Origin of the sequence: Rhodococcus sp. MTM3W5.2 (genome assembly GCF_001984015.1) — a bacterium.
Lineage (GTDB): Bacteria > Actinomycetota > Actinomycetes > Mycobacteriales > Mycobacteriaceae > Rhodococcus_G > Rhodococcus_G oryzae.
This window is the reverse complement of the sequence record NZ_CP019572.1, coordinates 1,242,934-1,263,372: the sequence shown is the minus strand read 5'-3', so window position 1 is coordinate 1,263,372 and position 20,439 is coordinate 1,242,934. Positions and strand designations below refer to the sequence as shown.

18 protein-coding genes, 4 tRNA genes and 4 pseudogenes are annotated in these 20,439 nt (G+C 65.9%); 2 read left to right on the top strand and 24 right to left on the bottom strand.

Annotation, left to right across the window (positions count from 1 at the left end; genetic code table 11):
- Positions 1 to 281: 281 nt before the first annotated feature.
- The 13 genes and pseudogenes from BTZ20_RS06005 to rplJ all read right to left on the bottom strand — a co-directional run bounded on the left by BTZ20_RS06005 (position 282) and on the right by rplJ (position 13,183).
- Positions 282 to 1,088 carry a hypothetical protein gene (locus BTZ20_RS06005; RefSeq protein ID WP_145982224.1) on the bottom strand — a complete coding sequence of 269 codons (807 nt, stop codon included), beginning with the start codon at positions 1,086 to 1,088 and terminating at the stop codon, positions 282 to 284.
- A 151-nt stretch (positions 1,089 to 1,239) separates the two neighbouring features.
- The gene (locus tag BTZ20_RS06000; RefSeq protein WP_077040740.1) at positions 1,240 to 1,848 is read right to left on the bottom strand and encodes a hypothetical protein; all 609 of its coding nucleotides are present in this window, start codon (positions 1,846 to 1,848) and stop codon (positions 1,240 to 1,242) included.
- A 54-nt stretch (positions 1,849 to 1,902) separates the two neighbouring features.
- The gene (locus BTZ20_RS05995) at positions 1,903 to 3,150 is read right to left on the bottom strand and encodes an MCE family protein (protein ID WP_077040739.1); all 1,248 of its coding nucleotides are present in this window, start codon (positions 3,148 to 3,150) and stop codon (positions 1,903 to 1,905) included.
- A complete protein-coding gene (locus BTZ20_RS05990) occupies positions 3,147 to 4,415 on the bottom strand; it encodes an MCE family protein (protein ID WP_189636601.1) in 1,269 nt (422 codons plus the stop codon). Before BTZ20_RS05990 ends, BTZ20_RS05995 begins: the two co-directional genes overlap by 4 nt.
- Before the next feature lie 14 nt (positions 4,416 to 4,429).
- Positions 4,430 to 5,716 carry an MCE family protein gene (locus BTZ20_RS05985; protein ID WP_083742544.1) on the bottom strand — a complete coding sequence of 429 codons (1,287 nt, stop codon included), beginning with the start codon at positions 5,714 to 5,716 and terminating at the stop codon, positions 4,430 to 4,432.
- The gene (locus tag BTZ20_RS05980; RefSeq protein WP_077043517.1) at positions 5,716 to 6,711 is read right to left on the bottom strand and encodes an MCE family protein; all 996 of its coding nucleotides are present in this window, start codon (positions 6,709 to 6,711) and stop codon (positions 5,716 to 5,718) included. Before BTZ20_RS05980 ends, BTZ20_RS05985 begins: the two co-directional genes overlap by 1 nt.
- The gene (locus tag BTZ20_RS05975; protein WP_077040738.1) at positions 6,708 to 7,775 is read right to left on the bottom strand and encodes an MCE family protein; all 1,068 of its coding nucleotides are present in this window, start codon (positions 7,773 to 7,775) and stop codon (positions 6,708 to 6,710) included. The genes BTZ20_RS05980 and BTZ20_RS05975 overlap by 4 nt, the downstream gene beginning before the upstream one ends.
- Entirely contained in the window at positions 7,772 to 9,136 is a 1,365-nt protein-coding gene (locus BTZ20_RS05970) for an MCE family protein (protein ID WP_077040737.1), read from the bottom strand. The genes BTZ20_RS05975 and BTZ20_RS05970 overlap by 4 nt, the downstream gene beginning before the upstream one ends.
- A complete protein-coding gene (locus tag BTZ20_RS05965) occupies positions 9,133 to 9,993 on the bottom strand; it encodes an MlaE family ABC transporter permease (protein WP_077040736.1) in 861 nt (286 codons plus the stop codon). Before BTZ20_RS05965 ends, BTZ20_RS05970 begins: the two co-directional genes overlap by 4 nt.
- Before the next feature lie 3 nt (positions 9,994 to 9,996).
- Positions 9,997 to 10,770 carry an MlaE family ABC transporter permease gene (locus BTZ20_RS05960; protein ID WP_083742543.1) on the bottom strand — a complete coding sequence of 258 codons (774 nt, stop codon included), beginning with the start codon at positions 10,768 to 10,770 and terminating at the stop codon, positions 9,997 to 9,999.
- Positions 10,771 to 10,799: 29 nt separating this feature from the next.
- A pseudogene (locus tag BTZ20_RS05955) lies at positions 10,800 to 11,845 on the bottom strand (ABC transporter ATP-binding protein).
- A gap of 294 nt (positions 11,846 to 12,139) precedes the next feature.
- Positions 12,140 to 12,526, bottom strand: coding sequence for a 50S ribosomal protein L7/L12 (rplL, locus tag BTZ20_RS05950; RefSeq protein WP_077040734.1), 387 nt, complete (start codon positions 12,524 to 12,526; stop codon positions 12,140 to 12,142).
- A 120-nt stretch (positions 12,527 to 12,646) separates the two neighbouring features.
- Complete coding sequence (gene rplJ, locus BTZ20_RS05945; RefSeq protein ID WP_027500661.1) at positions 12,647 to 13,183, bottom strand: 50S ribosomal protein L10; 537 nt, start codon at positions 13,181 to 13,183, stop codon at positions 12,647 to 12,649.
- A gap of 415 nt (positions 13,184 to 13,598) precedes the next feature.
- On the opposite strand from rplJ, the pseudogene BTZ20_RS05940 reads away from it, so the two are divergent.
- A pseudogene (locus tag BTZ20_RS05940) lies at positions 13,599 to 15,226 on the top strand (MFS transporter).
- Between the two features lie 61 nt (positions 15,227 to 15,287).
- Here BTZ20_RS05940 and rplA read toward each other — a convergent pair.
- The 11 genes and pseudogenes from rplA to BTZ20_RS05885 all read right to left on the bottom strand — a co-directional run bounded on the left by rplA (position 15,288) and on the right by BTZ20_RS05885 (position 19,711).
- A complete protein-coding gene (rplA, locus tag BTZ20_RS05935; RefSeq protein ID WP_077040733.1) occupies positions 15,288 to 16,004 on the bottom strand; it encodes a 50S ribosomal protein L1 in 717 nt (238 codons plus the stop codon).
- 72 nt (positions 16,005 to 16,076) lie between these two features.
- Positions 16,077 to 16,505, bottom strand: a pseudogene (gene rplK, locus BTZ20_RS05930) (50S ribosomal protein L11); the annotation flags it as partial.
- A 59-nt stretch (positions 16,506 to 16,564) separates the two neighbouring features.
- Positions 16,565 to 17,392, bottom strand: a complete 828-nt coding sequence (gene nusG, locus BTZ20_RS05925) for a transcription termination/antitermination protein NusG (RefSeq protein ID WP_083742542.1) — start codon at positions 17,390 to 17,392, stop codon at positions 16,565 to 16,567.
- Between the two features lie 15 nt (positions 17,393 to 17,407).
- A complete protein-coding gene (secE, locus tag BTZ20_RS05920; protein WP_077040731.1) occupies positions 17,408 to 17,812 on the bottom strand; it encodes a preprotein translocase subunit SecE in 405 nt (134 codons plus the stop codon).
- A gap of 31 nt (positions 17,813 to 17,843) precedes the next feature.
- Positions 17,844 to 17,916: transfer RNA gene (locus BTZ20_RS05915), tRNA-Trp, on the bottom strand.
- Between the two features lie 180 nt (positions 17,917 to 18,096).
- On the bottom strand, positions 18,097 to 18,525 hold the full coding sequence (gene hadB, locus BTZ20_RS05910) for a (3R)-hydroxyacyl-ACP dehydratase subunit HadB (RefSeq protein ID WP_077040730.1): 429 nt from the start codon (positions 18,523 to 18,525) through the stop codon (positions 18,097 to 18,099).
- Complete coding sequence (gene hadA, locus BTZ20_RS05905; RefSeq protein WP_077040729.1) at positions 18,525 to 18,980, bottom strand: (3R)-hydroxyacyl-ACP dehydratase subunit HadA; 456 nt, start codon at positions 18,978 to 18,980, stop codon at positions 18,525 to 18,527. Before hadA ends, hadB begins: the two co-directional genes overlap by 1 nt.
- Before the next feature lie 86 nt (positions 18,981 to 19,066).
- Positions 19,067 to 19,231 carry a 50S ribosomal protein L33 gene (gene rpmG / locus BTZ20_RS05900; protein WP_027500669.1) on the bottom strand — a complete coding sequence of 55 codons (165 nt, stop codon included), beginning with the start codon at positions 19,229 to 19,231 and terminating at the stop codon, positions 19,067 to 19,069.
- A 66-nt stretch (positions 19,232 to 19,297) separates the two neighbouring features.
- Positions 19,298 to 19,370, bottom strand: a tRNA-Met gene (locus BTZ20_RS05895).
- Positions 19,371 to 19,410: 40 nt separating this feature from the next.
- Positions 19,411 to 19,482 (bottom strand) — tRNA-Thr (locus BTZ20_RS05890).
- A gap of 146 nt (positions 19,483 to 19,628) precedes the next feature.
- Positions 19,629 to 19,711, bottom strand: a tRNA-Tyr gene (locus BTZ20_RS05885).
- Positions 19,712 to 19,864: 153 nt separating this feature from the next.
- Here BTZ20_RS05885 and BTZ20_RS05880 point away from each other — a divergent pair.
- A pseudogene (locus tag BTZ20_RS05880) lies at positions 19,865 to 20,355 on the top strand (YajQ family cyclic di-GMP-binding protein).
- Positions 20,356 to 20,439 lie beyond the last annotated feature (84 nt).

Below are 20,439 nucleotides of genomic sequence, written 5' to 3'. Positions count from 1 at the left end.
GTGGACAGGAGGCAGCCAGCGCAACGTCCAAAGGTACCCGAAGTCGACGCAGAATACAACTGGACAGGGCAGCCCAAACGGTGCCCAAGCCTGGCGTCCGTGCAATCCCTCGCGCCCGGTGCCTCCATTTGCGCCGACGCGATCTTGCACGGACCCGCCCCTACAGAAGGAGCGATCTCGCATGTCTCGCCATTAGAGTGACGCCTCAACCCCGCCGCGTCAAGACACGTCCCGGCGATTTGCCGATCGGACACCGCCGGGACACCCGATCCGAGCCCCGATCAGCGGTCCCGGATGTCCGTGATCACCCAGTGGTCGCCGGACTTCGCCATGGTCACCGACAGCGGTCCCTGGGCGCTCCCCTGCGCCGCACCGTCGTTGGTCGCACTCACGTTCATGCTGGCCACGAGCTCGGCGCGGTCGTCCGAGAGCAGTTTCAGGCCGATGTCGGTGACCTCGGCGTTCGTTGCCGTCTTCGTCTGGACGACGGCGTCCTTGGTGACCGCGGCGGTCTTGTCGAACTGTTCGCGCATGGCGTCGTCGAGGACCGCCCGCGCGTTCTCGAAGTCCTGCTCGACCGTGTCGAACTTGTACGTGTAGAGCGTCTGAATCGCATTTTTCGCGTCGGCCGTGACCTTCGAGGTCTCCGAGGTGTCGACCCAGGCCTGGTTCGGGACGTCGGCACCGGGCCGGAACGCGGCGACGAGCGCGAAGACACCGAGACCAAGCGCCACCAGGCCGATCGTCGTGACCCGCTTCCAGCCCGCCCTGACCATTTCCTGGTCGACCACAGGCTCGTCCACCGCGGCCTCGGGAGCGGACGACGCGCCGGCGTCCGCCGCCCCTGTCGCCCGCGGGCGCAGGGAACTGGTCCGGTTGATCGTCTTCGGCGCCTGCTCAGGCTCGGTCGCGGCACTCTCGCCGCTCTCGTCGGCCACTACCGCTGCGGTGGCTTCCGTGTCGCCCGTGGCCTCTGCGGCGGCGACAGGCGCCCCTGCGGGCGGGCTGACGACATCGGGGCCCGCTGCAGCGACCTCGGTCTCGGTCGCGGCCGAACTCGCGGGCGCGATGGCCTCGGGTTCGCTCACGGGTCCGCGGGGCGTACCGGACCCGGTACCGGCCACGCGGGGGCGACGCCCCTTGGGCTGGGGCGCACTGGTGGTGCGACGACGTGGGGGCACTGTTCGTTACTCCTTAGCTGTTCCGCTGCCGGATTGCCGCTGGTGCGGGGCCGAGGCCCTACTGTCCGCCGGACTCGGGAGCGGGGGCAGGGGCCCCTTCGGGCACCGGCGCCGGGGCCGGGGCGGGTGCCGGGGTGCCAGGGTCCATGGCGAGAGGCTGGCCGACGTTCTCTACCTTCGAGGCCTTCCAGACGCCGTCGACATCGGTCAGACCGATTCGCATCGTTATCTTGACCTTGCTGGTCGGCTTGTTCGGCCAGGTCGTGGTCGTGGTGAGCACGACGAGCGAGTTCGCGGTGCCCTCGTCACGGCTCATCGCGGTGAGCGCGGCGTCGAGCACGTGCGCCTCACTCTTCGCGCCCGTCTGCTTGACCTGTTCGGCCATCTGATCCTTGGTCTCGGCCAGCGCATTGAGCATCTCGTCGCCGGTGATCGACGACTCCATGTTCGCGAACGTCTGGTCCAGATTCCCCGAGTCGACGGTGTTCAAGTTGATCGCCGCCTGACGCGCGCCGGTCAGCGCATCGTCGCGGGCGGCGGCCGCGGGCTTGTCCGAGAACAGGGCATGGCCCCAACCGAACCCGAACCAGACGGCGGCCACGAGGGCCCCGATGGCGAGCACACTCACCGCAGCGAGAGCAGGCTTCAGCAGTTTCGTGCTACGCATCACGTTTTCTACCCTACTACTTGGTAACTTGTGCTCGGCTCCGCCGGAAATGCATCACTTCGGGGTGATGCCGAGCAGCGGCGCCAGCTGCGTCGCGATCGGGTTGAGGTTGAGCTTGTCCGGATCGACCTTTGGCTTGTTGTCCCACGGCTGCGGAGTGGCCGGGTCCGCGTACACGATCCGGTTGGCGCTACGCACGCCGGTGACGCTGCCCAGCGGCGTGGTGCAGTTGGCGTTCATGTTCAGCGGGAACTCGTCGCGGGTCGGGTCGAAGTCGGGGTTCTCCCGCTTCATCTGCGCGAGGATCTCGTGCGTCCCCTCGTAGCCCTGGGTGCACGGCGGCGGGTTGTTGGTCTCCAACAACAGGCCCTGGTGCAGGGTGCCGTCGCCGGGTGCCGCGGTGCTCGCTCCCGCAGCCAGTCCCGGAAGGAACATCAGCAGGGCGTTGAGCGCCAGCGTCCGCGGACCGAGTGCAGCCGTCACCAGTGCCAGGTTGTCCAGGTCGGTGGTCAGGGCCGGGCCTGCCGAATCGATCAGCGAACCGACCTCGTCGCTCGCGGCGGTGCCGGTCTCGATGAGGCGCCGCAGGTCCGGATCGCTGGCCCGGAGCTGGGCGGCCACCAGGTCCAGGTCGCTGCTGAACTGGCGGATCGCCGAGGACTGCTCCGACTGGGTGTCGAGCACGGTCCGGGTGTCCCGGATCAGCGTCAGCGTCTGCGGCAGGTTGTCGATCCCCTCCTGAGAGAGGGTGTTGAGCGAATCCACCAGTACCTGCAGGTCGTCGCCCTTGCCGTTGAACGCCTTGCCCAGCTCGGTGACCGTGGTGTTCAGCGCCTTCAGTGGCACCGAACGCACCAGCGCATTCGTGCTCGCCAGCACCTCCTCCACCGGCACAGGGGTGGCCGTGTCCTGGCGAACGATCAACGATCCGTCCTCCAGGTACGGGCCCTCGTCGCTGCTCGGCTGCAGGTCCACGTACTGCTCACCGATCGCCGACCGGTTCGCCACCACGGCCTTGGCCGAGGACGGGATCTCCGGGGCGCTGGTGTTGATCTTCAGGTCGACCAGCACGCCGTCGTCGGTGAGGTGCAGGTCCCCCACCGTGCCGACCGGCACGCCGCGGTAGCTGACCTCGGCGTTGGTGAAGATGCCACCGGAGTCGGCGAAGTCCGCCTGCACCGTGTACTGGCCGAATCCCAGCAGATTGTCGAGGCGCACGTACTTCGCGCCGACGTAGAGCAGGCCGAGGATCGCGACCAGCGAGAACGCCACCAACTGCCAGCGCACCAAAGCCGACCTCATCGTCCACCCACTCCCAGCTTGTCGAGCAGACCGCTCAGCGGATTCTGGTCCTTCTTCTCAGCGACCGGCTCGGTGCCGGGCGCCACGGGGGCGCCAGGAGCGGGCGCGGGCTTCGGGACGATCGGCGGCAACGGCAGGATCGAGACCGTCGGCCAGCCGGGCCGCGGTCCGTTCCCGTTGTAGTACGGGTTCGACGGGTCCACCTTCGGGACGTATCCGCCGTATCCGGGCGGCGGCGGAACGTAGACCGGGTCGGGCAGTCCCACCCCGAGCGCCTCGAACTGCTGGCCGAGTCGCATGTCCAGCGAGAGGAAGAGGTTCATCGAGTTGCCGTGGATGACCTTCTCCGCACCGTCCGGGAACGGGAACGTCGGGATCAGCGGGAGCACGGTCACCAGATCCTCGCTCGAGTCGGCGAGCGCCTGCAGGGTCGGCCGCAGCGCGCGCAGGTCCGCGATCAGGTTGTCCTTGGACTGGACGAGCACATCGGTACCGACCTGCCCGAGCCGGTCCAGCTGGGTGAGCATCTGGATGAACTGCGGTTCCTGCTCGTTCAGGACCTGCACCGCGGGAGGGATCTCCGCGAGGATCTTTTCGATCTGATCGGTCTGCTCGTTGACCCGACCGGTGAGGGTGTCGAGCCCGTCGAGCGCCCTGGTGATGTCGTCGCGCTGCTTGTTCAGCCCGTCGATCAGCGTGTTCGCCTGGTCGAGCAGACTGCGCGCCTTGGACTCGCGGCCGTCCAGGGCCGTGGTGAGCTCGTGGATGATCGGCTGCAACTGGGCGACCCCGCCGCCGTTGAGCAGCAGCGACAGCGCGCCGAGCACCTGCTCGATGTCGGTGGCGTGTCGGGTCCGGTCCACGGGGATCGTCGACCCGTCCGTGAGCCGGGCCGCGTCGGCGTTGACGGGCGGGGCCTTGAGTTCGATGAACTTCTCACCGAGCAGGCTGGTCTGCTGCACCGACGCGAGCGCGTTCGCCGGCAGATCGACAGCGGAATCGACGACGACACCGACGGCCGCCGTCCAACCGTCGTCCGGGACGTCGATGCTCTGCACCCGCCCGACCGGGACGCCGTCGACCTTCACGGTGGACTGGGGCACCAGGTCGAGCACGTCATCGAACTCCACCGTCAGGTGCATCGGGTCGCTGCCGAGGTCGGCGCCACCGGGCAGCGGAATGCCGTAGATGCCCTTGGAGCCACAACCCGCAACCGTCAACGCGACGACGCATGCGCCGACACCGATCGCAACCGAGCGCTTCACTGACCGTTCCTGCATCACTGGCCACCCCGCGGGATGTTCTGGTCGCTGAGGCCGGGGGCCTGCGAGTTTCCGAGTCGGGGCGAGACGTTTCCTGGGACCGTACCGGGCTGCGAGGGCCGCTGGAGGTTGTCGCCGCTGAGGATGCCGAAGGGCAGGTTCAACGACGGTGTCTTCACGCCCGCGGTCACCTGGTCCATGATCATCTTGCAGTTCTGGATCAGCGGCGCCATCTGGCGACCGAGAGCGTCGAACTTCGGGTCGCCCGGCATCAGCTTGCCGAGGTCGATCAGCTTGCACAGGGTCCCGAACGGGTCCTGCGTCTCGGGCAGGTTCACCCTCGAGGCCAGCGTTCCTGACTCCGCGTCGTACGAGTTCACGACGTTGCTGATGGCGATCGGCAGGGTGGTCAACGCGTCGACCAGGTCCTGCCGGTTGTCGGCGAGGGTCTGCGTCACCTGGACCAATCCTTCCGCGTTGCTCGTGACAGCCTCCTGGTTGTCGCGGACGAACACCGCCACGTCACCGAGCGCGAAGGAGAGCTGGTTCAGCGCGTCGCCGAGGTTCTTCCGTTCCCCGGCCAGGAAGCCGCTGAGATCGGAGAGCTGGGAGTTGAACTGGCGGACCTGCTCGTCGTTCGCCGCAAGCGCGCTGACGAAGGTCTGCAGGTTCCGGATCGTCTCGAACAGGTCGCCCCGGTTGAGGTTGAGGGTCTCCGCCGCCTTGGACAGCTCGGTGATGGTGGCGCCGAGCGCCTCACCGTTGCCGTCGAGGTTCTTGGCCGCGGTGTCGACGAACTCGGACAGCGCGCCCTCCTTGTTCGCCCCCTCCGGCCCGAGCGCCCTCGACAGTTCGTCGATGCTCGAGTAGAGCTGATCGACCTCGACCGGGGTCGCGGTCCGCTCGCGGGGAATGGTGTCGCCGGACTCCATCACCTCGCCGCCCGAGTACGCGGGGGCGAGCTGGATGTACCGGTCGGACACCACCGACGGGGTGATCTGCGCGGCCTTGGCATCTTCGGGGATCTTCACCCCGCGATCGACGCGCATGGTGACCCGGACCTGGTCACCCAGTGGCTCGACCTCGTTCACCGAGCCGACCTTCACGCCGAGCACCCGGACGTCCGAGCCGTCGTAGATGCCGACCGACTTGTCGAAGTACGCGGTGATCTTGGTGGTCCCCGCTCGGGTCAGCAGCCACCAACCGCCGAATCCCAGCACCAGCAGCCCCACCAGTACCAGCGCGGTGGCCACGATCTGGCGGCTGCTGAACTTCTGCATCCTTCCCGAGGTCACGCCGGTCATCAGTTGCCCCCAATGGTTCGAACGGGATCTCGGTAACCCGGGATGAGCGGGAGCGCGGGCGGCGTCAGGTTCACGACCACCTGGTCGAACCAACGACCGTTGCCGACGATGTTCGCGTACAGCCGGGTGAACGGCGCGTACAGCTTGATCGCACGGTCGAGATTGTCGTTGTTGTCCTGCAGGATCTGCACGACGCCGCGGAGCTGGTCGAGTGCGGGACCGATCTGCGCCTCGTTGTCCTTGACCAGACCGGTCAGCTGCTGCGAGAGCCGCTGGGTGCCGGTGAGCAGCTGGGAGATCGCCTGCTGACGGCTGTTCAGCTCGCCGAGCAGCAGGCCTGCGCTGCCGATCAGCTTGGTGAACTCGGCGTTGCGGTCGGCGAGCACCTTGGAGGTGTCCGCGGTCGCGGCGAAGAGCTTGCGCAGCTCCTCATCCCGGCTACCGATGGTCTTCGACAGCCGCGTCACCCCGTCGAGCGAGGCCCGGATGTCCGCGGGCGTCTCCGAGAACGCCTCGGACAGCGTCTGCATGCTCTGCGCGAGCTGCGGCGTGTCGATCGCGTCCAGCGTGGTTGTCGCGTCGCCGAACGCGTCGAGCACGTCGTACGGGGAGGTGGTGCGCTCCAACGGGATCGTGTCCCTGGCGTCCAGGGTGTCGGATCCGCGGGGGTCGAGGGCCAGGTACTTCTGTCCGAGGACCGTCTTGATCTGGATCGACGCGGTGGTCTGATCGCCCACCCAGGCATCCTTGACCTTGAACGCCACCTCGACCTTGTCACCGTCGAGCTCGACGGCGGTCACCTTGCCGACCTTGACGCCCGCGATGCGGACCTCGTTGCTCGGCTTGAGCCCGGCCGCCTCGGTGAACTGGGCCCGGTAGGTGGCACCGGCACCGATGATCGGCAGGTCGTCGAGGAAGAAGGCCGACACCGTGGCGAGCAGCGCCACCACGATGCCGAGCGCGCCGATGGCGGCTGGGCTACGACGTTGCTTCACTGTCCGGCCCCGTTCGCCGAGCACCGCGGTGCGGAGTTGGTGTAGATCGGCTGATTGACGGTCGGGAGTCCCGTCGGCAGGTTGAGGTACGGCGACTCGCCGGGACCCGCGACGATGTCGAGTCCGCACAGGTAGAACTGGAACCACGACCCGTAGCTCGCGATGCGGGACAGCTTGTCCAGCTTCACCGGCAGGGTGGCCAGGATCTTGTTCACGTCGTCGCTCTGTGCGTTCAGCGTTCCCGCCAACGTGTTGAGCGCGGACACCGAGCCCTGGATCGACGGCCTTGTCGGTTCGAGCACGTCCGCGGTGGCATCTGCCAGCCCGGCGAGCGAGGTCACCGCACTCCCGACAACGCCGCGATCATTCGCCAGCCCCGTGACGAGCTGCTCGGTGTTGACGATCAACGAGCTCAGCTCCTCGTCATGCTTGTTGACGGTCTCGAGAACCCCGTTGAGGTTGTTGATCACGTCGCCGATCACTCGGTCCTTGTCCGCGATGGTGTTGGTCAGGCTTGCCGTGTTGCGCACCAGTTCGGAGATCGTGCCGCCCTCGCCCTGGAACACCTGGATGATCTGGAACGACAGCTTGTTCACGTCGTCGGCGCTGAGCGTCTGGAACAGCGGCCGGAAGCCGTTGAAGAGGGTCGTCAGGTTGACCGCGGGCTTGGTGCGCTCGATCGGGATGGTCGCGCCGCCGGACAGCTTCATGCCCTGCGCGCCCTCGCCCTGCTCCAGCGCGATATAGCGCTGGCCGACCAGGTTCCGGTAGCGGATCGTGGCGGTCGAGCTGGCCGGGAGCCAGTCGCGGTCGGTCAGCGAGAACCGGACCTTCGCCTCCCGCTCGTTGACGATCGCGATCTCGTCGACCTGTCCGACCCGGACACCCGCGATCCGGACCTCGTCGCCCTTGTTGAGCGAGGCGACGTCCGTGAAGATCGCGTTGAACTTGGTGCCACCGCCACCGCTGGTGTTCGCGATGGTCAAGGCCAGCGTCGCGGTCGCCACCACGGTGACGACGGCGAAGATGATGAGCTTGATCAGGGGAGCCGCGAGACCTCTCATCGGACACTCACCTCCGTTCCCCTCAGTGCCGGCGCGCCAAGCAGCGTCGCCCAACCCGGCACCGCCTCCGGCAGGGTGCCGGTGCCCTCGCCGTAGATGACTGCCAATGTGTCCTGCTCGAGTGTCGATCCGGTGTACGCGGCGGGCGTGTTCTGCCCGGCCGCCGGGCTCGGGACCACCGAGTACTGCGGCGCGGCGGGCGACGGCACGAACGAGGGGCCCGGGTTGCGCGACGGCACCTGGTAGGAACCGTCGTTGTACGAGCCGCCCGGGTACTGGCCGAACTTGTAGCCGGGCGCCGCCGGCTCGTAGCACTTGGCGCCGCGGTTGTCGAAGAGCCGCGGCTCGTCCTGGTTCGGCAGGTAACGCCCCTTCGGGTTGACGAACACCGTGGCCGCGCGGGCGCCCGGGTGGTCCTGGAGGCTGCCGTCCGGGTTGAGCCCGAGGATGGCGCTCGCGCTCTCCACGATCGGCACGAACTGCGAGAAGGTGCAGCCGAAGGTCGGCGATGCGGCCGCAAGGACCTCGAGGGCCTCCCGCGAGTCCGCCGCGATGGAGATCAGCGAGTCCTTGTTGACCTCCAGGAAGTCCGCGGTGCTGCCTGCGGTGGCCGTGACCGAGGACATCAGTGCCCGGATCTGGTTCTGCTGCTGGACCACGGTCGCGCCGGTGGTCCGCAGGTTGTCGAACGCGTTGATCAGGTCGGGAGCGGCTTCCGAGTAGGTCTGCGAGAAGTCCGCGAGACCGCGCAGGCCCTCCTGCAGGTTCGGCAGCTCCGTGTTGACCCCGGCGAAGATGGTCTCGAGTCGCTCGATGCTCAACCCGATGTCGTTGCCGCGCCCGGCGAGGGCCTGCGACAGCGCACCGAGGGTGTTCGCCAGGTCCTGCGGCGGAACGGCCTGCAGCAGCGGCAGCAGCCCGTCGAGCAGTTCGCCGACCTCGATCGCGTTGCCGCTCTTGTCCTGGAGCAGCGTGTCGCCCTGCGAGATCGGGGCTGCGGTGTCACCCGTCGGCACGATCAACGAGACGTACCGCTCACCGAACAGCGTCTTCGGCAGCAACCGCGCCGTCGCGTTGGACGGGATCAGCTCGGCCTTGTCGGGGTCGATCGCCAGGACCGAGGTGACCTTGCCGTCCTCGGTCGAGGCGGAACGCACCTCACCCACGATCAACCCGCGCACCTTCACGTCCGCGTGACTTGGCAGCGAATTGCCGACCGAGTCGGTCACGAGGTTGACCTTCACGACCTCCTTGAACGACTTGTTGTACACCCCGATCGTGAACACCAGGAACAGCGCGAGAACGAGAAAGAAGGCCAGGCCCAGAATGCGTCGGCGCAGCGCCGAACCACCGTCGGTCATCCGGCCACCCTCACTGTGGTCGTGGTGCCCCAGATGGCGAGGCTGAGGAAGAAGTCCAGCACCGCGATCGTCACGATCGCGGTCCGCACGGCCCGGCCGACGGCGACGCCGACGCCCGCCGGTCCGCCGGATGCGTTGTAGCCGTAGTAGCAGTGGATCATGATCAGCACGAAGGCGAAGACCAGCACCTTGCCGAAGGACCAGAGGACGTCCACCGGCGGTAGGAACAGGTTGAAGTAGTGGTCGTACGACCCGCTCGACTGCCCGTTGAAGACGGTGTTGATCAGCCTCGACGCCAGATATGCGGCCATCAGACCGACGATGTAGAGCGGCACGACCGCGATGAACCCGGCGATCATCCGGGTGGTGACCAGGAACGGCACACTCGGCACCGCCATGACCTCGAGCGCGTCGATCTCCTCCGAGATACGCATGGCACCGAGCTGGGCGGTGAAGCCACAGCCAACCGTTGCCGACAGCGCGAGGGCCGCGACGAGCGGGGCGATCTCACGGGTGTTGACGTACGCGGACAGGAAGCCGGTCAGCACGGAACTGCCGAGCTGCTCGAGCGCCGCGTACCCCTGCAGGCCCACGACGACGCCGGTGAAGCCGGACATCATCACGATGACGCCGATCGTTCCGCCGATGACGGCCAGCGCACCGCTGCCGAAGGTGACCTCGGCGAGCAGCCGGAGGACCTCTCGGCCGTAGTGCGTGAGCGTCCGCGGAATCCAGCCGATTGCCCTGGCATAGAAGGACATCTGGTCGCCGGCGCGATCGAGAACGTGCAGCGGCGCGCGAGTCACCTTGCGCGCACGCATCAGTGTCCGGTCGCCGCGACCCTTGGCGATCGTCATGGGTTAAGCCCCCTTGGCAGGAACGACTTGCAGGTACACCATCGTGAGGATCAGATTGGCGAAGAACAGCAGCAAGAAGGTGATGACGACCGTCTGGTTCACGGCCTCGCCAACGCCCTTCGGCCCTGGATTGGGGTGCAGGCCCTTGTAGGCCGCGACCACGCCCGCGATGACACCGAACACGGCGGCCTTCGCCTCCGCGATGTAGAGGTCCGGCAACTGCGCGAGCGCGGAGAAGGAGGACAGGTAGGCGCCGGGGGTGCCGCCCTGGAGGATCACATTGAAGAAGTACCCGCCCGCGATGCCGACCACCGAGACCAGCCCGTTGAGCAGCACCGCCACCAGGATCATCGCCAGCACGCGGGGGACCACGAGGCGCTGGACCGGGTTGATACCGAGCACCTCCATGGCGTCGATCTCCTCACGGATGGTGCGCGACCCGAGATCGGCCGTCACCGCCGAGCCGGCCGCACCGGCGATCAGCAGCGCGGTCACGATCGGACTGCCCTGCTGGATCACCGCCAGCACGCTGGCGGCACCCGTGAAGGACTCGGCGCCGAGCTGCTTGATCAGCGATCCGGTCTGCAGTGACACCACCGCGCCGAACGGGATCGCGACCAGCGCTGTCGGCAGGATCGTCACGCTCGCGATGAACCAGGCCTGTTCGATGAACTCCCGGAACTGGAACGGCTTCCTGAACGTGTTCCGCACGACATCGACGAAGAGCTGAAATATCAACCCGGCCTGTGTCAACGCGGCCGTCAGCGGACTGAGCAGCGTGCTCTTGGTACCCCCATCGGCGCGTGCTACCCGCGTCCCCAGGAAGACGTCTCCATGCCGGAGTCGTCATATGCGGGAATCACCTGAGTGTTGTCCTCGGTGTCAAGGCTCTCCTGGATCGCGATCTGGGCATTGTGCGGCAACGTGTGCATGATCTGGCGGACGCGCTCCTGACGGCGGGCGACGGCCTGACGGAACGGCATACCGGGGGTGGCCTTCATCTGCGGGACGATGCCCTCGACGTCGTCGACGCCGCCGTGGTGGTGGCCTGCATCGACCATCGCCTGCTCCTGCGCCATCTGCGCCTCGTCCTTCTCCTCGGACATGCCGATCGGGCCGAGCATGCTGCCGTTGAGGAACTGCTTGACCACCGGCTCGTCGCTGGTGAGCAGCACCTCGCGGGGGCCGAACATGACGAGCTCCTTGCGGAACAACATGCCGATGTTGTCCGGCACGGTGCGCGCGAGGTTGATGTTGTGCGACACGATCAGGATCGTCGCGTCGATCTGCGAGTTGATGTCGATCAGCAGCTGGCTGATGTAAGTCGTGCGGACCGGGTCGAGACCCGAGTCGGGCTCGTCGACCAGGATGATCTCCGGGTCCAGCACGAGCGCCCTCGCCAGTCCGGCGCGCTTGCGCATACCGCCGGAGATCTCGCCGGGGAGCTTGTTCTCGGCACCGATGAGTCCGACGAGCTCCATCTTGCCCATCACGATGTTGCGGATCTCGGACTCGGACTTCTTGGTGTGCTCACGCAGCGGGAAGGCGACATTGTCGAAGAGGTTCATCGACCCGAACAGCGCACCGTCCTGGAACAGCACACCGAACATCTTCCGGATCTCGTAGAGCTCTCGGCTGGAGCACTCCAGGATGTCGGTGCCGTCGATGACGATGGAACCGCGCTCCGGACGGAGCAGGCCGATCAGCGACTTCAGGAACACCGACTTGCCCGTACCGGACGGGCCGAGCAGGGCCGTGACTTCCCCCGGGGGAGCGTCAGGGTGACGTCCTGCCAGATCTTCTGCGAGCCGAACGACTTGGTGAGTCCCTCGACTACTACCTCTACTCCCACCGAAAACCTCCACGCTTTTCGACACACTGACCCAATGTGGGTTGGGTCACTCTATCGCATCGAAGTGGTACCTGTGACGCTGAATGCTACTCATGAGTAGGGTTCGGGTGCAATCCGGCCCCTCCATGTCCGATTCATCCCCTCTGAACTGCATCGATGCATCCCGTCAACGCTGAACAACCGTCCACTTCGACGCCCCTCGCGGTTCGGAATCCGGGCACCAAAAAGGGCCGCTCCCCTTACGGGGAACGGCCCTTTTGTCGAGCGTGAGCGCTGCGTTGTTACGCGGCGGTCTTACTTGATGGAGATGGTGGCGCCTGCGGCGACCAGCTTCTCCTTGGCGGCCTCGGCCGCATCCTTCGCAACCTTCTCGAGGATCGCCTTCGGCGCACCCTCGACGAGGTCCTTGGCCTCCTTCAGGCCCAGGCCCGCGACGACCTCACGGACGACCTTGATGACCTGGATCTTCTTGTCGCCGGCCGACTCGAGGACGACGTCGAACTCGTCCTGCTCCTCAGCGGCGTCCGCGGCGGCGGCCGGGGCACCGGCGGCGGCAACGGCGACCGGCGCAGCAGCGGTGACCTCGAAGGTCTCCTCGAACGCCTTCACGAACTCCGAGAGCTCGAGGAGGGTGAGCTCCTTGAACTGGTCCAGCAACTCTTCGGTGGTGAGCTTCGCCATGATGGCGGTCCTTCCTGTAAGTCCCATGTCGCTGATCCGCGACGAGGTGGGAGTGGTTTGGTACGTGATACGCAAGACCTTGTTCGCACCCGCGAGGGCGCCCGTCCGGTCTCGTGCGGATCAGCTTTCGGCTGCGGAGCCTTCCGCGGCCTTCTTGTCCTGCAGCGCAGCGGCCAGACGGGCCATCTGCGAGGCGGGGGCATTGAACAGGCCAGCGGCCTTTGCCAAGTTGCCCTTCATCGCGCCGGCGAGCTTGGCCAGCAAGATCTCGCGGGACTCGAGGTCCGCGATCTTGTTGACCTCGTCCACGGACAGCGCATTGCCATCCATGTAGCCGCCCTTGATGACAAGCGCCTTGTTGTCCTTCGCGAAGGCCTTGATGGCCTTCGCTGCGTCAACCGGCTCGCCCTTGATGAACGCAATGGCGGTCGGTCCGACGAACAGGTCGTCAAGGCCCTCGACGCCCGCCTCTGCGGCGGCGCGCTTGACCAGGGTGTTCTTGGCGACGGAGTAGGTTGCGCCTGCTCCGAGCGCGCGTCGCAGCTGCGTCAGACTGGTCACCGACAGACCACGGTATTCGGTGATCACGGCGGCAGTCGAACCCTTGAACTGCTCAGTGATCTCCGTGACTGCGGAGACCTTTTCGGGCTTTGCCATACTTCGCCTCCTCTCGTGACATCGTGTTGGTGCACCCTCGGGATGCGGCCGTGACAATGCAAAACGCCCCGGTGCAGGCACACGGGGCGTTACGAAGAGATCCTGGCCCAGCTCGCGCGAAGGCCCACCACTCCCCTACCTCGTCCTCCTGCGTGGGCCGTCGGGCTGTGTCCCGAACCTTCAACCAATGCCTCGCGACATCGGTGACCAACGGTCTTGGGTAGAACTTCTTGGGGTGAACTCGAAATAGATCGAACTCTTCCGGAGAGAGTACCCGAACGGGCGTGACCATCCAAAACGAGCCATCCCCCGAGTTGCTGATCGTGACAGGCATCACATTGCACCCCCGGAGTGACGGACCAGTCGCAAATTGACTGTTATATGGAGTTACACATAGCGAGTACCGTCACAACCCATGACCACGCTGGAACGCACCAACCCACCCGACAACAGGGTCGAGCTGATCTCCTCGCGCGCAGGGCGATTCGCGGCACTCGCCGTGATCTGCCTCGCGGAACTACTGGTGGTTCTCGACAACACCATCGTCAACGTCGCACTGCCCTCGATCGGCGTCGAACTCCACACCGGGGTGAGCGGACTGCAGTGGGTGGTCGACGCCTATACCCTCACCTTCGCCGGCCTGCTGCTGGCCTGCGGCAACCTCGGAGACCGGTACGGCCGCCGACGCATCATGATCATCGGCCTGATCGGCGTCGGAGTGATGTCCGTGGCCGGCGCCAACGCCGAGACCCTCGGGCAGGTCATCGCCGCTCGGGCCGCCATGGGCGTGTTCGCCGCCGCGGTCTTCCCCGCGACCCTGGCCCTGATCATCAACATCTTCACCGACACCCGCGAGCGTGCACTGGCCATCGCGGCCTGGACCGCCATGGCCGGCTTCGCCATCGCCATCGGACCGATGTCCGGCGGCTGGCTGCTCGAACACTTCTCCTGGCACTCGGTGTTCTGGATCAACGTCCCCGTCGCCGGGGTCGCGATCATCGCGACGCTGCTCCTCGTCCCGGAGTCCAAGGCCGCCGTCGTCGGCCGACTCGACCTCCCCGGGATCGTGCTGTCCATCGCGGGCATCACGCTGTTGGTCTGGTCGATCATCGAGGCCCCCCGCTACGGCTGGCTCAGCCTCGCCACCCTCGGTGGGATCGCGGCCGCGGCGGTGCTTCTCGGTGCGTTCGTCTGGTGGCAGTTGCGCGCCCAGACACCGATTCTCGACATGCGACTGTTCCGGATCCGCAGGTTCTCGCTGCCCGCACTGGCGATCGCGATCGCGTACTTCTCGATGTTCGGATTCCTGTTCCTGATCACCCAGTACTTCCAGGGAGTGCGCGAGTACACCCCGCTCGAGTTCGGGATCGCCTCGCTCCCCTTCGCGGTGAGCGTGGCGGTCGGCGCGCCCATCGCCACCTTGCTCGCGCAACGCATCGGCACCACAGCGGTGATCGTCTTCGGTCTGCTCCTGACCGGGCTCGGGCTCTACCTCGGCGGTGCTGTCGACGTCGACAGCACCTACCTCGCCGACGTGTTGCCGTCGATGGTCTCGATGGCGCTCGGCCTGGCGATCGTCCAGGGCCCGGCCACCGAATCGATCATGTCCTCGCTCCCCTCGATGAGGCCGGTGCCGGCTCGGCCGTCAACGACACCACCCGCGAGATCGGCGGCACCCTCGGCGTGGCGGTGCTCGGGTCCATCGTCGCCTCGTACTACTCGACGAAGATCTCACCGATCATCGACCGGGTGCCCGCGATGCTGATGAACGACGACGAGAAGGGCTTCGCGCGGGCGACCGTCCTCAGCGTCCTGGAGATCCGCAAGCGGGAGATCCCGACGATGCTCGAACCGCAGCGGGAGAACCTGATCACGGCGATGAAATCGGCGGTACTGCAGGGCTCGCAGACCGCCTCCCTCGTCGCGACCGGCGCGGTCGTGGTCTGCGCGATCATCGTCGCGATCTTCCTGCCATGGGCGCCGTCGAAGGAGAACGCCGTCCTGCTCGCCTGGCGGAAGGACGAGACAGACCCACGGGCGTAGGGACCGCAGACACGAAGAAGGCCGGTACGGAGATCCGTACCGGCCTTCTTGTCGAGCTGTCTTACTCTGCAGCATCCTCGAGGAGGTTGCGGGTGCGGTTCGGGTCCACCGGGATGCCCGGTCCGGTGGTGGTCGAAACCGTGACCTTCTTGACGTAACGGCCCTTCGCGGAGGACGGCTTCGCACGCAGGATCTCGTCCAGCGCGGCGCCGTAGTTCTCCACCAGCTTGGCGTCGTCGAAGGACGCCTTGCCGATCACGAAGTGCAGGTTGGCCTGCTTGTCGACGCGGAAGTTGATCTTTCCGCCCTTGATCTCGTTGACGGCCTTGGTCACATCGGCGGTGACGGTGCCCGTCTTCGGGTTCGGCATCAGGCCACGCGGTCCGAGGACGCGGGCGATGCGGCCGACCTTGGCCATCTGATCAGGGGTCGCGATCGCGGCGTCGAAGTCCAGCCAACCGCCCTGGATGCGCTCGATCAGGTCCTCGGCACCCACCGCGTCCGCACCGGCGGCCTCTGCCTCGGCGGCCTTCTCGCCGACGGCGAACACGATCACACGGGCGGTCTTACCGGTGCCGTGCGGGAGGTTGACGGTGCCGCGAACCATCTGGTCCGCCTTGCGGGGGTCGACGCCGAGTCGAACGGCGACCTCGACGGTCGCGTCCATCTTCGTGGAGGAGGTCTCCTTGGCGAGCTTCGCAGCCTGCAGTGGGCTGTAGAGCTTGGCCTGGTCGACCTTCTCGGCGGCGGCGAGGTACGCCTTGCTGCGCTTTGCCATGTGTTCTGTCCTTACTAATGGTTCAGTTGTGGTTTCGGGCCTGGCCGGCCCTCCCACGCGATCTGGAGCTGCTTAGCCCTCGACGGTGATACCCATCGAGCGTGCGGTGCCGGCGATGATCTTCGCGGCCTGCTCGATGTCGTTCGCGTTGAGGTCTTCCTGCTTGGTCTTCGCGATCTCGCGCACCTGGTCCATGGTCACCGTGGCGACCTTGGTCTTGTGCGGCTCGCCGGAGCCCTTCTGCACGCCTGCGGCCTTGAGCAGCAGTCGCGAGGCGGGCGGGGTCTTCAACTTGAAGTCGAAGGTCCGGTCCTCGTAGACGGAGATCTCCACGGGGATCACGTTGCCGCGCTGCGACTCGGTGGCCGCGTTGTAGGCCTTGCAGAACTCCATGATGTTCACGCCGTGCTGACCAAGCGCGGGACCCACGGGCGGGGCAGGGTTAGCCTGACCGGCCTGGATCTGAAGCTTGATGAGCCCGGCGAGCTTCTTCTTCTTGGGGGCATCTTTCGTTCCTAATTTCTTGTGTGTGTCTTGCTACTGCAGTGCAAGTTTTGTGGCTAGATCTTCGCGACCTGCGTGAAGGACAGCTCGACCGGCGTCTCGCGACCGAAGATCGACACGAGGACCTTGAGCTTCTGCTGCTCGGCGTTGACCTCGCTGATGCTGGCGGGCAGCGTCGCGAACGGGCCGTCCATGACGGTGACCGACTCACCGACCTCGAAGTCCACCTCGATGAGGGGCTTCGCGACGGAGGCTGCGGCTTCGCCGGTTCCGGCGGCAGCGGCGACGGGCTTCTTCGCGCCCTCCTGCGGCATCAGGAACTTGACGACCTCGTTGATGGTCAGCGGCGACGGCCGCGAGGTGGCGCCGACGAAGCCGGTGACACCGGGGGTGTTGCGGACCGCGCCCCACGACTCGTCGTTCAGTTCCATCCGGACCAGGATGTAGCCGGGCAGCACCTTGCGATTGACCTGCTTGCGCTGGCCGTTCTTGATCTCGGTGACCTCTTCGGTCGGGACCTCGACCTGGAAGATGTAGTCGCCGACGTCCAGGTTCTGCACGCGGGTCTCGAGGTTGGTCTTCACCTTGTTCTCGTACCCGGCGTACGAGTGGATCACATACCAGTCGCCGGGCGCGCGGCGGAGCGCGGCCTTCATCTCGGCGACGGGATCGACCGGCTCCTCGGAGTCGGCTGCGATGGCGTCGTCTGCGGAGGCTGCTGCCTCTTCGACGGGGGCGTCGGCCTCGGGAGCGTCACCCTCGCCGAGGACTGCCGCGTCAGCGGACTCCGCGGCGACCGCGTCATCGGCAACATGCTCTGCGGCTGCAGCCTCAATTGCGTCGTTCTCGGGGTGCTCACTGGCGCACTCGCTTCCTCTCGTCACGTTCGGTGTCCGGCCTCAGCCGAACAGCCAACTGACGCCCTCACGGAACGCCAGGTCCAATCCACTGATGAACGCGACCATGAAGGCCACGAACGCCAGTACAACGGTGGTGTAGGTGATCATCTGCTTGCGGTTAGGCCAGATCACCTTCCGGAGTTCCGCGATCACCTCACGGAGGAACTTCCTCAGGCGCTTGAAGAGATTCTCCTTGCGCGGCTTCTCCGGCTTGGCCTTCGTGGCCAAGGGGGTGCCTGCGACCTTCGCGGCCTGCGACTCGGTCGCGGCGGCATGGGTACGACGACCCGGACGCTTTCCAGTCGGACGAGAGGCGACGGGAGCTGAATCACTCGCGCCGGCCGCGGTGGCGTCGACGTCCGGAGACCCCGCCGCGTTATCGGCCTTTCCGCGATCCTCGCTCACCGTCGTTCCTCTCAGTCGCTGACATCCGGGGCAGGGGCGACAGGACTTGAACCTGCAACCTGCGGTTTTGGAGACCGCTGCTCTGCCAGTTGAGCTACGCCCCTCTGGTTGACCGACGCGTCCCGATCATCATGATCCGGACCGATCAACCTCTCCGTGATCACACAACACGCGCGCTACCCTCAGCGGCCCGAATGGGCACGTAGGGCAGCGCGCAGGGCTGGTTGATCCCAGAAATCTCAGTGTACTGCACGGTAGTCGAACAAACCGAATCGGCTGGTTACTCAGCCGAAGCGCACGGTCGCGGTAGCGCGACCGAAGATCTTCTTGTCGTCCACTTTGGCGACGATGGCGACCACGGCGGAGCGGGTCTCCTCGTCGATGGACTTCACCTTGCCGGTGAGGACGATCACGGCACCCTTGCCGTCGTTGGGCACGACGACAGGGCTGGTGAAACGAACGCTGTATTCGGTGACCGCACCCGGATCGCCGAGCCAGGAGGTCACATAGCCGGCGCCGATGCCCATGGTGAGCATCCCGTGTGCAACCGCACAGGGGAGGCCGAGCTTCTGCGCGGTCGCGTCATCCCAGTGGATGGGGTTCGGGTCGCCGGAAACGCCTGCGTACTGCACCAGGTCAGACCTGGTCAGGGGCACGGTCTCTTCGGGCAGTTCCTGACCGACGGAGATCTCCGCGAAATCGCGAACGGACATCACTCGACCTCCTCGGCGTGCCGACCGACCAACGTGGTGTACAGGGTCTGGACGACCTGGCCGTCCTGATCGGTGATCTCGTTGCGGGTCACGATGATGTCGCTACCGCCCATCGTTCGGATCGAGTCGACGTACACGTCGCAGTACAGACGGTCGCCGACCTTGACAGGACGGTGGTACACGATGCGCTGATCGGTATGCAGAACCCGGCTGAGATCCAGCTCGACATCCAGGGCCTTGAAGAACTCTTCCTGCGCGAGGAAGCCGAAGACGGCAATGAAGGTCAGCGGGGCCACCAGGGTGTCGTAGCCGATCTTCCTGGCGGCCGCTTCGTCGCGGTAGACCGGGTCGTCGCTCTTGACGGCGCGCGCATACTCGCGCACCTTCTCACGGCCGACCTCGTAGTAGTCGCTGAACCTGTGATGCAGGCCAACGAGATCAGAACTCAACTTCACCGCAACGCAACCTATCTGCTTGGGACGCAGCTAGGCCAGGAAGCCGGGAACCGACCCCTACGATCTCCGCGTCGTCTCGAAGAGTACTAGCGCGACTCGCGGTGCGCCTGATGCGTTCCGCAGTTCGGGCAGAACTTCTTGATCTCGAGACGATCGGGATCGTTACGACGGTTCTTCTTGGTGATGTAGTTGCGGTGCTTGCATACCTCGCAGGCCAAGGTGATCTTGGGCCGAACGTCAGTCGAGGCCACGGGATGCCTTCTTTCGGATAAATCTGATCGGGGTCAATCAGGGAGTGTTCTATGTGTCCACTTGTGTAGCGATGGCCGGACTTGAACCGGCGACACAACGATTATGAGTCGTTTGCTCTACCAACTGAGCTACACCGCCTCGGTGCATCGGTGCCAGTCTATGGACACCCAATCCAGCGAGCCCCTAACGGAATCGAACCGTTGACCTTTTCCTTACCATGGAAACGCTCTGCCGACTGAGCTAAGGGGGCATGCTTCCGCGCACTTCGTTCATGCGTTGAAGCCTTCAAGAGATTACACAGCGGCGGGGCCGAGTGCCAAACCCGCAGGTCAGGCGCTCTTTCCTTCCGTGTAATCAACGAGCCCCGGCGAGCTTGCGCTCACCGGGACCCGGTTGTGGCAGATGTAGGATTCGAACCTACGTAGGCATAAGCCGACGGATTTACAGTCCGCTCCCATTGGCCGCTCGGGCAATCTGCCGGGTGACATCCAGTGTAGATCCGAGACGATCCGGGTCTTCTCTGGTGCGGAGAGAGAATACCTCGACCCAGGCGGGTAAATGCAAACCGTGTGGTTATCGTGGGGTTCTCACGCGTGGGCGCAGGCCCACGCACGATGAACAAGGGAGTTGCCGTGGCGGATTCGTCCTTCGATGTGGTGAGCAAGGTTGACCGGCAGGAAGTGGACAACGCGCTGCACCAGGCGGCCAAGGAGCTGTCGACGCGCTTCGACTTCCGCAACACCGGCGCCAGCATCGACTGGTCCGGCGAGGAGGCGATCACCCTGACCGCCGACACCGAGGAGCGGCTGCAGGCGGCGCTCGAGGTGTTCAAGGAGAAGTTGATCCGCCGGGACATCTCGCTCAAGGCCTTCGACGCAGGCGAGCCCGCGCAGTCGGGCAAGATCTACAAGCTGACCGGGACCCTGGTCCAGGGCATCACCACCGAGAACGCGAAGAAGATCTCAAAGAAGATCCGCGACGAGGGCCCAAGGGCGTCAAGGCGCAGATCCAGGGCGACGAGCTCCGCGTCAGCAGCAAGAAGCGTGACGACCTGCAGGCCATCATCTCGCTGCTCAAGGGCGAGGACTTCGGCATCGCCCTGCAGTTCGTCAACTACCGCTGATCACCCGACACAGCATCGAGGGGACCGCGACGGCCGCATCGGCCGCGCGGTCCCCTCTGCGTCGGCGGGAGCCCGGAACCAGGG

Bases quoted from the DNA above. Each gene is read 5' to 3' on its own strand.
- hadB (WP_077040730.1), bottom strand. From the start codon at position 18,525: ATGTCCGTTCGCGATTTCGCGGAGATCTCCGTCGGTCAGGAACTGCCC.
- BTZ20_RS06000 (WP_077040740.1), bottom strand. From the start codon at position 1,848: ATGCGTAGCACGAAACTGCTGAAGCCTGCTCTCGCTGCGGTGAGTGTG.
- rplL (WP_077040734.1), bottom strand. From the start codon at position 12,526: ATGGCGAAGCTCACCACCGAAGAGTTGCTGGACCAGTTCAAGGAGCTC.
- rplA (WP_077040733.1), bottom strand. From the start codon at position 16,004: ATGGCAAAGCGCAGCAAGGCGTACCTCGCCGCCGCCGAGAAGGTCGAC.
- BTZ20_RS05985 (WP_083742544.1), bottom strand. From the start codon at position 5,716: ATGACCGGCGTGACCTCGGGAAGGATGCAGAAGTTCAGCAGCCGCCAG.
- BTZ20_RS05995 (WP_077040739.1), bottom strand. From the start codon at position 3,150: ATGAGGTCGGCTTTGGTGCGCTGGCAGTTGGTGGCGTTCTCGCTGGTC.
- BTZ20_RS05975 (WP_077040738.1), bottom strand. From the start codon at position 7,775: ATGAGAGGTCTCGCGGCTCCCCTGATCAAGCTCATCATCTTCGCCGTC.
- BTZ20_RS05965 (WP_077040736.1), bottom strand. From the start codon at position 9,993: ATGACGATCGCCAAGGGTCGCGGCGACCGGACACTGATGCGTGCGCGC.
- BTZ20_RS05970 (WP_077040737.1), bottom strand. From the start codon at position 9,136: ATGACCGACGGTGGTTCGGCGCTGCGCCGACGCATTCTGGGCCTGGCC.
- rplJ (WP_027500661.1), bottom strand. From the start codon at position 13,183: ATGGCAAAGCCCGAAAAGGTCTCCGCAGTCACGGAGATCACTGAGCAG.